We start from the raw sequence: 11618 nt of genomic DNA on the forward strand, positions 1-11618 counted from the left end.
GTTATTAGCAGTGTTTGTTCTTAGTGGTTACGAGTACTTTTTAGGCTTTTTAATTATCTGTAGCCTGGTACCTGTCCTGGCCCTGAGCGCGTCTAAGTTATTGCGCCCTCGGCTCCGAGGTCCTGAGCGTCGCACCACCTACGAGTCAGGGATGGAACCCATTGGGGGTGCCTGGATTCAGTTCAACATTCGCTACTACATGTTTGCCCTAGTCTTTGTCATCTTTGACGTAGAGACAGTGTTTTTGTACCCCTGGGCCGTCGCGTTCAACCAATTGGGGTTGCTAGCTTTTATCGAAGCCCTAGTTTTTATTGCGATTCTCGTGATTGGTCTAGTTTACGCTTGGCGTAAAGGAGCTTTGGAATGGTCATGAGTCCCAAAGATGCGGCTCAAAATGGCGCAATTTTGCAGCCAAATGAACAAATTATCAACCCCATTGAGCGTCCCCAAGTGACGCAAGCGCTGTCCGAGAATGTCATTTTAACGACTGTAGATGACCTTTATAACTGGGCGCGCCTCTCTAGCTTGTGGCCTCTGTTATATGGAACCGCCTGTTGTTTTATTGAGTTTGCGGCTCTCATCGGCTCCCGCTTTGACTTCGATCGCTTTGGTTTGATTCCGCGTTCTAGCCCGCGTCAAGCTGATTTGATTATCACTGCGGGCACGATCAACATGAAGATGGCTCCCGCTTTAGTCCGTTTGTACGAGCAGATGCCTGATCCGAAGTACGTGATTGCAATGGGTGCTTGCACAATTACGGGTGGAATGTTTACCGTAGACTCGCCTACCACAGTGCGCGGCGTGGATAAGTTGATTCCTGTCGATGTCTATTTACCCGGTTGCCCCCCACGTCCAGAAGCAATCATTGATGCGATCATCAAGCTGAGAAAGAAAATCGCCAATGACTCGATGCAAGAGCGCGGCAAGCAGGGCCAAACTCATCGCTTCTACAGCATTGCTCACAAGATGAAGCAGGTGCCTGACATTACAACGGGGACTTATCTGCAAGTTCCAAGTCGTCAAGCGCCACCTAAGGAACTTACAGAAGCAATGGGCCTACCCGTTCCACCCGCTTTGAAAGCCGCAGAGAAGGAGGAAATTCGTCGTGGCTGAAGAATCTAATGCCCCTGAAAATGGAGCGGAACAGGCTCAGGCACCAGCTCCTATCGTCGAGGCTGGTAGAATCTCCAAATGGCTGAGTGAGAACGGATTTGAGCATGAGTCCTTAGGGCCTGATCGCTCTGGCGTAGAAATGCTCAAGGTCGATCGCGATTTTCTGGTTCCGATCGCGACTGCTCTTTATGCTTATGGTTTCAACTACCTCCGCTGCCAAGGTGGATATGACGCGGGGCCTGGGCAAGAGTTAGTTAGCTTTTATGACCTCACCAAGGTCAGTGACTACAGCGATCGCCCAGACGAAGTGAGAATTAAAGTATTTCTCCCTCGCGAAGATCCCAGAATTCCCTCCGTCTATTGGATTTGGAAGACTGCTGACTGGCAAGAGCGAGAAGCTTTTGACATGTTCGGGATTGTCTATGAAGGACACCCCGACTTGAAGCGCCTGCTGATGCCCGAAGATTGGGTAGGCTGGCCGCTCCGCAAAGACTACATCTCGCCTGACTTTTACGAGTTGCAAGACGCTTACTAATTTGAGGTTGCTGCGAACAATTTAAACCTCACCCCGCCTACGGCACCCCTCTCCTTCAAGGAGAGGGGATGGGGGAGAGGTTTTTTGTTTGAGACTTAAGCTGTTTTTGACCAGGAAACGTAAGGTAGTTTGGCAGCAGTCGCTCGGATTTGATCTGCTTGGGCGACGAGTTGACCGCAAGCATCCCAAGTGCCACTGGTGAACATTTGCCGAGGCCCTGCGCCCATCGTCACGGGAATGGTGAGGTCGCCACATTGCACCTGCATTGCTTCTAGGTCTACTTTGACTTCTGCCTGAGGATTAGCCGCGATCGCATCTTGTAGCCGCTTAGCGTCTTCTGGAGCTGCCATTACACAAGGTACTCCTAACGCCACACAGTTGCCAAAAAAGATTTCTGCAAAACTCTCGCCCACGATCGCTTCAATGCCCCATTTAGCAAGAGCTTGAGGAGCATGTTCACGGGAGGAACCACAGCCGAAGTTGCCGTTGACTACTAGGATCTTGGCTCCTTGGTACTGTGGCTGATCAAAAGGATGCTGCCCTTGGGTTTGGATGCGATCGTCTGCAAATACTTGTGCGCCTAGACCGTCAAACGTGACACAGCGTAAAAACCGCGCTGGAATAATGCGATCGGTGTCAATATCGTTGCCGACCAAGGGCACGCCCCGCCCTACTACTGTCTTAACTTCACTACTCATGATGTTCTCCCCTAGAGTAATTCACGCACATCAGAAACTTTGCCTGTGACTGCGGCAGCTACTACCATTGCTGGACTCATCAATAGGGTGCGACCAGAAGCCGAACCTTGACGGCCTTTGAAGTTGCGGTTGGAGGAAGAAGCGCTAAGCTGACGGCCTTCGAGTTTGTCTGGGTTCATCGCGAGGCACATCGAGCAACCCGGTTCGCGCCACTCAAAGCCCGCTGCGACAAAAACCTTGTCCAAACCTTCGGATTCCGCTTGCTGCTTGACTCGCTCCGAGCCAGGAACGATAAAGGCTTTGACTCCCTCGGCCACTTGTCGTCCTTGAGCAAACTTAGCGGCTTCGCGCAAATCGCTGATCCGACCGTTGGTGCAGCTACCGACAAAGCACACATCCACCTTGGTGCCTTGAATCGGCTGTCCGGGTTGCAAGTCCATGTAACGGTAGGCTTCTGCTGCGATCGGCTGCTCGTCAGCGGGCAACATCTCCGGCGTAGGCACTAGTTCGTTAATGGCAATGCCTTGTCCAGGGGTGATGCCCCAAGTGATGGTGGGCGCAATGTCCGCTGCATCAAAGACTACTAAATCGTCATATTCGGCAGCAGCATCACTGTGTAGGCTTTGCCACCAAGCTACGGCTTTGTCCCATGCTTCGGCTTTGGGAGCAAAGTCGCGACCCTTGAGGTATTCAAAAGTGACTGCATCCGGGTTGACGTAACCACAGCGAGCACCTCCTTCGATCGCCATGTTGCAGACGGTCATGCGTTCTTCCATGCTCATCTGCTCAAACGTGGTGCCCGCAAACTCATAGGCGTAGCCAACCCCGCCCTTAACACCTAGTTTCCGAATGATGTGTAGAACCACATCTTTGGCGTAAACCCCAGGCTTCAGAGTGCCGTTAACTTCGACTTTGCGAACTTTTAGCTTGGCAAGTGCCAAAGTTTGGGAAGCTAAGACATCTCGCACTTGGCTAGTGCCAATCCCAAAGGCGATCGCACCAAAGGCTCCGTGGGTGGAAGTATGACTGTCTCCACAAGCAATCGTCATTCCAGGCTGAGTGAATCCTAACTCTGGGGCGATTACATGGACAATGCCTTGACTGCCCGAGCCAACGTTATAAAAACGAATCTGATGCTCTTCACAGTTTTGCTCTAGGGACTGCATCATTTCTTCTGCCAAGCTGTCGGCAAAGGGACGCGCTTGGTTCTCCGTAGGCACGATGTGGTCCACCGTTGCCACTGTCCGCTCTGGATACAGCACTTTTAGGCCGCGATCGCGCAGCATGGCAAAGGCTTGAGGGCTGGTGACTTCGTGAATCAGATGCAGACCAATAAACAGTTGCGTTTGGCCTGAGGGAAGGATTCCAACTGTGTGTAAATCCCAGACTTTATCGAAGAGTGTGCCTTTGCTCATGCTGACGTTCGGTACTTAGTGCGCTAAGGAATCAATCCACTATTGTAACGTAGAGCTGAGCTTCGCTCTTAGGGAGGATTTTTACCCAACGTGAGCAGAGATTAACGATCGCTTAATTCAAATAGGTTGACGCAGTTGGTCTCGGACTTCCATTAAAATTTGCCCTAACCGATTTTGACCTTTACCGTCCGCACCGCATCCCCAATAGTTGTCTACAGGTGAGTTTTCAACCAACAAGGCATCGCCAGTCGCGAGTAGAACAGCTTTAATTTCAGGATTGATTTCAAATTTACGAAGGACAGCTTTACGCATCACATCGTCTCTAGCTTTTAGCCAATCTGAGCGAACAAAAGGTTTGAGAGTCTGAGCTGTGTTGAAAGCGTCCCTGGGGGTGGGCAGTCTACGAATTTGCTCAGCGTGAGGCGTACCAACAAATTTCTGCGCCTGAAAATAATGCTCACTTGTTAACCACCAATCGCCATCGAGTTCAAACCCATGCCGCGAGAAATTCGTGAAACACCCATAAGGGTTTTCATAGAAGTCATAGAAATAGACAGGCATAACTATTTTGTGTATTTATGTAACGATGAGACAATAGAATATACTCTCACTAAATTTTGTTTATTATGATTCAAACTTTCAATTCACGTTTAGCAAATCGTTTTAGTCAGGCGATCGCACGGATCAGCCGAGGCGCAATCGCAACTGGGCTGGCTTTGGTGTTGGCGATCGCGCTATGGATGCCTGGGGCCGCTTGGGCTGCGAACTCTAACTTGGGCGTTACGCTGGTGTCTCTGCAAGGAAATTTCGAGCAACTAGGATTTCGGCTAGAACCTAAAACTGAGACAGCTTTCATTGGTAAGTCGAAGGATGGGGTGGCGACGGTGCGCCTGAACGTCACGCCTAAAGAGCTGGTTTCTAATGCGGTTTTAGTGGTCCACAAACCGTTGACCAAGAAGAGAAAACCGCAGACCCTGAACTACATGGAAGAGTTTTTGCAGGTGATGCTTCCCGACTGGAATGAAGCCCATGATTGGCTGGCTCAAGGGATTACAGACGCAACTGACTATGGTTCCACAGATTTGGTGGTAGGCGATCGCCGAGTTTATCTGCTGATTCCCAAAACCAAAGAAGCCCTGTTACTAGCAGTGGACCCTTTGGACTACAAGCGCTAACTTAAATTGGTTTGCGGTTCTGAACACAGAATTTTTCAACGCAGCGGGCAAAAATTTCTACCCCCATGCCTAGGGCAGTTTCGTCAAAGTCGAAACGGGGATGGTGGTGGGGGTAGGCTAAACCTTTATTGATATTGGCGGAACCGAGGAAGAAGTAGCAACCAGGGACTTGCTGCAAGAAGAACGACATGTCTTCGCCTCCCATTGTTTGGCATTCGGGGACGATGCCTACCTCTGCCTCGACCACATTCTCTGCGACAGAACGAACAAGGTCCGCGATCGCCCCATCATTAATCACAGGCGGATACAGAGATTGATAATTTAGCTCGTAGCTAGCTCCATGACTTTGGCAGATCCCTGCAACAATCTGTTCAATCCGTTGATGGAAGAAGCCTGTTAGGGCAGGATTGAAATAACGCACTGTGCCGCTCATTCTGGCTGAAGCTGCGATTACATTGGTGGCGGTGCCTGCATGAAGTTCTCCCACGGTCACCACCGCGGAGTCGATGGGGTTGACGTTGCGGGCAACAATTGTTTGCAGAGCGTTGACGATTTGAGCACTAACTACAATCGAGTCTATAGTTTGGTGGGGAATGGCTCCATGTCCGCCTCTACCTTGAATGGTGCAACGAAAGAGTTCCACGGCTGCCATCAGGGCTCCAGTTCTCACACCGACTGTTCCCAGAGGTAAGTTATTCCACAAGTGCAGACCAATGATCGCGTCTACTGCTGGGTTCTGGAGTACTCCTGCTTCGATCATGGGCTGTGCGCCTCCCGGACCTTCCTCGGCAGGCTGGAAAATAATTTTCACCGTGCCCGCAAAGCTATCTCGATGTTGAGAGAGATAGTAAGCGGTGCCGAGGGCGATCGCGGTATGGCCATCATGACCGCAGGCATGCATCAAGCCATCGTGTTGCGATCGATAGGGCACTTCATTTTCTTCTTGGATCGGCAGGGCATCCATATCGGCTCGAATCGCTAATACGGGGCCTGGTTTGCCAGAGGCGATCGTAGCCACGATTCCGGTTTGGGCGATTTCAGTTTGATGCTCAATGCCCCATTCAGTTAGCTTCTGGGCGACAAATTCTGCCGTTAGTTTCTCACGAAAGCCTAATTCGGGTCGCTGATGTAGTTGTCTTCGCCACTCAACGAGTTGGGGTTGCAACGACTGAATAGCTGGCCGAATCCGAGATTGATCGACGGGAAGTGGGCTTAAAGAAGTAGAAACCATAGGGCAGAGTGGCTTGCGACTGAACTACAAAGACAAATAGACAGAAATGATCAGGGAGCGTTAATACTTAGGGTGCCCATCCTGTCTTTATAGTAAAGGGTGAAGCTAGTTTGCGAATTTACTCACTTCTCAACCCCAAGTAGCAAGGGAAGCGATCGCCTAACACCTATCTCCCAGTAATCACACGGCTTTCCAAATGGGTAATCTGACCGTGAATGTGGTGCCGATTCCCATTTCACTCTGTACAGAAATTTGACCGCCGTGGGCCTCAACGCATTTTTTCGCGATCGCTAGCCCCAACCCTGTGCCAGGAATGTTATCTACGTTTCTCGCACGATAAAACGGTTCAAACAAGCGAGGCTGATCTTCGGGAGGGATACCAATGCCTTGGTCTTGAATCTGAAAGGTGACTGTAGTTTCTTGAGCAATCAGCTCAAACTGCACTAAACCTCCGGCGGGCGAATACTTGAGTGCGTTTGAGAGGAGGTTGCTCAAAATATGGCGCAAGAAATTCTCATCCCAAAGGGCTTGAGATAATTCGCCTTGCTGAGTAAAGAGGAATTGGTGTTTCTCATGAGAACTGAATCGCAGTTCTTCAAACAGTTGGCGACAAAACGGAGCCAGGTCTAAGGCGGTGAGCTGACACTGAAGGTGGCCTAAATCAGCTTTACCAATTAAGGAAACTTCGTCGAGTAAATGGGCCATGTTGGTAATGGCAGAGCGAATCAATTGAAAATGGGTGAGTCTTCTCTCCTCGGTTAGTTGGTCTTGGTTATTTTGCAATAGACCTGTGGAGAGCAAAATGCTATTGAGCGGACTGCGGAAATCATGGGACAGAATCGAAACAAATTCCGACTTCAACTGGTTGAGTTCCTTCGCTTTCATCAACTCAGCGGTGCGTTCTTGCACTTGCGTTGCTAGGGCTTCGTTGACTTTGCGTAAAGCTTCTGAAACCTGTTTGCGCTCAATCGCATAGCAGAGCGATCGCGCCAATAACTCGGCATTCACTTGGCGCTTGACCAAATAATCTTCGGCCCCTTGGCGCACTGCCGCGATCGCTAAGTCATCATCGTTGGTGTTGGTGAGAACCACGATCGGTAGATTAGGTGCTTGATGCAGCAAAGGCGGCAAAGACGCTAAGCCCTGACTATCTGGCAAGGTCAGATCCAACAAAATGGCATCAAAGCTGTTTTGCTGGAGATGGACTAGCGCCTCCGCCAACCGCTTGACGTGCAGTAAGCTAAATTGCTTGAACTTAGGCACCCGCAAGATCTCCTGCAACAGTCTGGCTTCCGCGAGATTGTCTTCAATTAACAAGACCTTGATGGCGCTTGCAGACATAATCATGAATTGCGATCTGCTCTCCCCACTTCATCCCGGCGGCAATGTGACAGTGCCCAGCCAGAACTCTTCAATTCCCTTAACAATCTGAAACAGCTGGCTGAGGTTGCGGGATTTAGTAATGTAGCAATTCACATGCAGGTCATAGCTTTGAGAAATATCCTCCTCGTTTTTGGAAGTGGTGAGAACGACGACTGGAATTCGTTTCAGATTGGGATCAGCTTTAATTTCAGCTAAAACTTCTCGCCCATCTTTTCGAGGGAGGTTCAAGTCCAGCAGAATCAGGTCGGGGCGAGGTGCATCCACATACTCGCCCTCTTGCCGCAGGAACGCCATTGCATCCATACCGTTGCGAACTGCTACAACTTGATGCGGGACATTGCTGTTCTTGAGTGCTTCTTCAATCAGGCGAATATCAGCTCTGTTATCCTCGACCAAAAAGATGGTTTTGTACTTTTCGTCCACTTCTACGCTCACGATCGCGCCCCCCTACTGGAATCGTAAAGTAGAATGTTGCTCCCTGCCCCACTTGGGATTCCACCCAAATTCGGCCACGATGGCACTCCACAATTTTCTTGCAAATTGCCAGACCCATGCCTGTGCCCGCATATTCATCTCGCGTATGGAGACGTTGGAAGATGACAAAAATGCGATCGCTAAATCTCGGATCAAACCCAATGCCATTGTCCTTGACCGAGAATAACCAGGCATCTTCTAGCCGCTGCGCCCCAATATGAATTTCTGGAGGATTCTGACTGCGGAACTTGATGGCATTGCCAACCAAATTCTGAAAAAGCTGCATCAGTTGGGTGCTGTCGGCCATCACGGTCGGTAATGGGTCTTGAGTAATCACCGCGTTACTGGCAGCGATGCGACCCCGGACATTTGCGAGGGCGCGATCGAGAGCCGTTTCTACCTCAGTCAGTTCAAATTCAACTCCCTGGATGTCTACTTTGGAGTAAGCCAGCACGTCGTCAATCAAGGTCTGCATCAAGCTCACGCCTTCGACGGCAAAACCAATGAACTCCTTAGCGCTTTCGTCTAGTTTGTCGTTGTAACGCAGCTCTAGCAGTTGCATGTAGTTGGCGACTTGATTCAGCGGCTCCTGCAAATCGTGGGAGGCGACATACGCAAACTTTTTCAGCTCGGCGTTGGAGCGTTCTAAATCTTGAGCCAATTGGGCTAATTCATCGGCTTGGCGCAACACAATGTTGATGATGGCTTTTCTCAGTTCTAACGCCGCTTTTACTTCCACTGGATGCCAGGGTAAGGAAGTCAAGCGCACTGTTTCTTTCCACAGCTCGAAGGACTTGCGGGGAGATAGATGTACTGCCCCTTCTGTCTGCGTTGCGGCAAAGGGCTGATTCGGATTGCCTCCCCAATTAACGGTTTGAATCACCTCTGGACGGAACCACAACACGTAATTTCGTTGAGAAATTGGAATCGCTAGTAGCCCGCTGGCTACGTTCTTGAACCGCTCCGCATCTGGGTAAAGCTCAGAAAGAGAATTGGTATAAAAAACTTCTTCCTGAACTTGCTGCCTCAGCCATTGCAACAAAAAGTTGAGGTCTTCTTCTTTGGGAGTTTCCCCAATTAATGTGCAATTACTGCCAAAGCAAACGGCCGCTCCTTGCGCCCCTGCCAAGTCCAGTAGATTGGGGTTGTGCTTCACCAATCCATCCACAAAGTTTTCTTCTTGGGACATGTAATCCACCAAGGCTGACTGCACGTAGGTCAGCTTCATGCGGTAGTCGTGATCGGCAGTTTCTTCTCGCGCTGAGATTTCGGCAAAGATTAACCGTCCCAAAAATTCACAGGCTTTCCGCAGTTCGTAGGAAACATATTTGGGAGATTGGTGATGGCAAGCAATCAGCCCCCAAAGTTTCTGATCTTTCATCAGCGAAATGGTCAGAGATGCCCCCACGCCCATGTTGTGGAGATACTCGATATGGCAGGGAGACGCACTTCTAAGAATCGAGAAAGTGAGGTCGAGCGATCGCTGCGTCTCTGGATTTTGCGCGGGGACTAGAGCGATCGCCTCAGCATGAGTATCTGGAATCAGCCGAATCCAATTGGAGGCAAATAGCTTTCTGGCAGCTTTAGGAATATCAGATTCAGGATAATGCAGACCTAAATAAGGCTCTAGGTGATCCAGCTTTTCTTCGGCTAGAACCACACCATGCTCGTCGTGGTCAAACTTGTAAAGCATGACTCGATCAAACCCAGTGACTTGCCGCACTTCCTGGACGATGGTTTGGCAGAAGTTTTGGAGGCTGGAGTTTGTTTCTAGTTGGTTAATCGAGGCTCTAGCCAAATGATAGAAGCTGAGAAAGGGGATGCTTTCTTGAGAAAGGGCAGGCTCTAACTCCAGAATCAAAAAGCCATCAGCGCTCCGGTGGAAAACCCCATCAAACACAAAGTAATCATCTCCTTTTTGCCGATTTTTCGTCCAAATCTTAATCGGATTAATTAACTCCAAGCTGCTATCTACTAGCCCTGCCCTAATCCGTTCTACTTGAAATGGATCGATTAATTCATCTAAGGCTTTTTGTAAAACATTTTCAGGAGTAATCCCAAATACAGCCAGCGTATTATTAGTGACTTGGACAATTTTTAAGTCTGGTTCCGATAAAACTAGCAGAACTCCATGCGGCTGAATTTGATTATGAAACTGAATCGGCGCTTGCTCCAAATAAGCGAGATGAAGCTCTTGTGCTTGTAAAGGGCCTACCATAGATAATTCTCTTCCAGCCTCTGGAAGCCGCAAAGTTAAGGTGTGAATCTAGTCTCGAATGCCTGACCGTGGACACACGATGGATAAGAGTTTTCGTATATCTTGAATGATTAATTGAATAGAGAACCAGTTAGCAAAAACATTCTGATATCCCGATTCTTTACTGCAATATTTCTACTGCAATAATTCACTCTTGCCATTGAAGCTACAAGAATGAGGTTGCAGCTCTAAATCGAATTGAGTTTGCGATCGCGTTGCGCTTTCTTCCCCTAATCTAGGCGCGTTCAAAAGTCTACCACGATGATCAAACAGGCATTCTAGAGGAAATATTAAAAAGTAAACACTCAGCTAATATTGCTAATGCTTAATATTTAATTAGTAACTCTTTGAAATAATTCGAGATTTATATCTGTAAATCGATATTGTTGGGAATATTACTCTACTCAAATACGACAGTACGATTGCTGTAAACCAACACCCGATTTTCGAGATGCAGTCGCACCGCTCTAGCTAAAACCACACGCTCTAAGTCTTTGCCCTTGCGAATTAAATCATTAACCTCATCGCGATGGCTGACGCGCACGACATCCTGCTCAATAATTGGCCCTGCATCTAAGTCTTCAGTTACGTAATGAGACGTAGCGCCAATGATTTTGACCCCACGCTTGTAAGCTCGCTGATAGGGATTTGCTCCTGCAAAAGCAGGCAGAAACGAGTGATGAATATTAATTACTTGAGGAAAATTACCAATAAAGTCAGCGCTCAAAACTTGCATGTATTTAGCCAGCACCACTAACTCAATGCGGTACTGCTGAAGTAGAGCTAGCTGCTTGGCTTCTTGCTCAGCCTTATTCTCTTTATTGATAGGAATATGGTGATAATCAATGCCAAATTGTTTGGCGATCGCGCCTAAATCTGGATGGTTGCTAATAATCAACGGAATTTTAGCAGCAAACTCTTGAGCCCGTTGTCGCCAAATTAAATCAAATAAGCAATGGTCTTGGCGGCTGACCCAAATGGCAATTCGAGGCACCGCATCCGAAAAGTGTAAGCGCCAATTTGCTTGTAGAGGTTGAGCGATCGCATTGAAAGCAGGTCCAATGAGATCACGCGGCAAATTAAATCCTTCGAGCTGCCACTCAATCCGTGTCAGAAATAGCCCTGCCTCAAAATCGGTGTGCTGATCCGCATGAATAATATTGCCGCCATTGGCATAAATAAAATTGGCGATTTTTGCGACAAGTCCCCTCTGGTCAGGACAGGAGACTAAAAGGGTTGCGGTAGGGCTAGTCATATCAAACTCAGACTGAATGATTTAGACGCATAACGAAAAGGGGCAAACCAAAGCTCACCCCTTCATCATCACCGAAATAGAA

At 48.9% G+C, this 11618-nt stretch carries 12 protein-coding genes; 4 read left to right on the top strand and 8 right to left on the bottom strand.

All coding sequences use genetic code 11. The features are described 5' to 3' along the window. Nucleotides 1–10 precede the first annotated feature (10 nt). The 3 genes from ndhC to H6F68_RS12010 are packed head-to-tail and all read left to right on the top strand — an operon-like array spanning nt 11 to nt 1648. Complete coding sequence (gene ndhC / locus H6F68_RS12000) at nt 11–373, top strand: photosynthetic/respiratory NAD(P)H-quinone oxidoreductase subunit C (RefSeq protein WP_190436122.1); 363 nt, start codon at nt 11–13, stop codon at nt 371–373. Then, the gene (locus tag H6F68_RS12005; protein WP_190559268.1) at nt 370–1113 is read left to right on the top strand and encodes an NADH dehydrogenase subunit K; all 744 of its coding nucleotides are present in this window, start codon (nt 370–372) and stop codon (nt 1111–1113) included. The genes ndhC and H6F68_RS12005 overlap by 4 nt, the downstream gene beginning before the upstream one ends. Then, complete coding sequence (locus tag H6F68_RS12010) at nt 1106–1648, top strand: NAD(P)H-quinone oxidoreductase subunit J (protein WP_190559271.1); 543 nt, start codon at nt 1106–1108, stop codon at nt 1646–1648. Before H6F68_RS12005 ends, H6F68_RS12010 begins: the two co-directional genes overlap by 8 nt. 95 nt (nt 1649–1743) lie before the next feature. Here the strand turns inward: H6F68_RS12010 and leuD are convergent, their stop codons facing one another. The 3 genes from leuD to H6F68_RS12025 form a co-directional block, all read right to left on the bottom strand. Further along, nucleotides 1744–2346 carry a 3-isopropylmalate dehydratase small subunit gene (leuD, locus tag H6F68_RS12015; RefSeq protein WP_190559273.1) on the bottom strand — a complete coding sequence of 201 codons (603 nt, stop codon included), beginning with the start codon at nt 2344–2346 and terminating at the stop codon, nt 1744–1746. Nucleotides 2347–2357: 11 nt separating this feature from the next. Next, nucleotides 2358–3761 (bottom strand): 3-isopropylmalate dehydratase large subunit, encoded by a 1404-nt coding sequence (leuC, locus tag H6F68_RS12020; RefSeq protein ID WP_190559275.1) that lies wholly within the window; start codon nt 3759–3761, stop codon nt 2358–2360. Nucleotides 3762–3878: 117 nt separating this feature from the next. Then, nucleotides 3879–4322, bottom strand: a complete 444-nt coding sequence (locus tag H6F68_RS12025) for an NADAR family protein (protein WP_190559277.1) — start codon at nt 4320–4322, stop codon at nt 3879–3881. A 65-nt stretch (nt 4323–4387) separates the two neighbouring features. Between H6F68_RS12025 and H6F68_RS12030 the strand changes: the two genes are divergently transcribed. After that, nucleotides 4388–4936 (top strand): hypothetical protein, encoded by a 549-nt coding sequence (locus tag H6F68_RS12030; RefSeq protein ID WP_190559279.1) that lies wholly within the window; start codon nt 4388–4390, stop codon nt 4934–4936. A gap of 1 nt (nt 4937) precedes the next feature. Here the strand turns inward: H6F68_RS12030 and H6F68_RS12035 are convergent, their stop codons facing one another. From H6F68_RS12035 to purU, 5 genes are all read right to left on the bottom strand, one after another. Beyond that, a complete protein-coding gene (locus H6F68_RS12035; RefSeq protein ID WP_190559280.1) occupies nt 4938–6167 on the bottom strand; it encodes a M20 family metallopeptidase in 1230 nt (409 codons plus the stop codon). A 180-nt stretch (nt 6168–6347) separates the two neighbouring features. Next, complete coding sequence (locus H6F68_RS12040) at nt 6348–7514, bottom strand: hybrid sensor histidine kinase/response regulator (RefSeq protein WP_199300053.1); 1167 nt, start codon at nt 7512–7514, stop codon at nt 6348–6350. A 24-nt stretch (nt 7515–7538) separates the two neighbouring features. Next, entirely contained in the window at nt 7539–7985 is a 447-nt protein-coding gene (locus H6F68_RS12045) for a response regulator (protein WP_190559282.1), read from the bottom strand. Further along, complete coding sequence (locus H6F68_RS12050; protein WP_190559284.1) at nt 7933–10242, bottom strand: ATP-binding protein; 2310 nt, start codon at nt 10240–10242, stop codon at nt 7933–7935. The genes H6F68_RS12045 and H6F68_RS12050 overlap by 53 nt, the downstream gene beginning before the upstream one ends. A 439-nt stretch (nt 10243–10681) precedes the next feature. Then, on the bottom strand, nt 10682–11536 hold the full coding sequence (gene purU / locus H6F68_RS12055; protein WP_190559287.1) for a formyltetrahydrofolate deformylase: 855 nt from the start codon (nt 11534–11536) through the stop codon (nt 10682–10684). Nucleotides 11537–11618: the final 82 nt, after the last annotated feature.

Origin of the sequence: Trichocoleus sp. FACHB-262 (assembly GCF_014696035.1) — a bacterium.
Taxonomy (GTDB): domain Bacteria; phylum Cyanobacteriota; class Cyanobacteriia; order FACHB-46; family FACHB-46; genus Trichocoleus.

Bases quoted from the DNA above. Each gene is read 5' to 3' on its own strand.
- H6F68_RS12005 (WP_190559268.1), top strand. From the start codon at position 370: ATGAGTCCCAAAGATGCGGCTCAAAATGGCGCAATTTTGCAGCCAAAT.
- leuD (WP_190559273.1), bottom strand. From the start codon at position 2,346: ATGAGTAGTGAAGTTAAGACAGTAGTAGGGCGGGGCGTGCCCTTGGTC.
- leuC (WP_190559275.1), bottom strand. From the start codon at position 3,761: ATGAGCAAAGGCACACTCTTCGATAAAGTCTGGGATTTACACACAGTT.
- H6F68_RS12025 (WP_190559277.1), bottom strand. From the start codon at position 4,322: ATGCCTGTCTATTTCTATGACTTCTATGAAAACCCTTATGGGTGTTTC.
- H6F68_RS12030 (WP_190559279.1), top strand. From the start codon at position 4,388: ATGATTCAAACTTTCAATTCACGTTTAGCAAATCGTTTTAGTCAGGCG.
- H6F68_RS12035 (WP_190559280.1), bottom strand. From the start codon at position 6,167: ATGGTTTCTACTTCTTTAAGCCCACTTCCCGTCGATCAATCTCGGATT.
- H6F68_RS12040 (WP_199300053.1), bottom strand. From the start codon at position 7,514: ATGATTATGTCTGCAAGCGCCATCAAGGTCTTGTTAATTGAAGACAAT.
- H6F68_RS12050 (WP_190559284.1), bottom strand. From the start codon at position 10,242: ATGGTAGGCCCTTTACAAGCACAAGAGCTTCATCTCGCTTATTTGGAG.
- purU (WP_190559287.1), bottom strand. From the start codon at position 11,536: ATGACTAGCCCTACCGCAACCCTTTTAGTCTCCTGTCCTGACCAGAGG.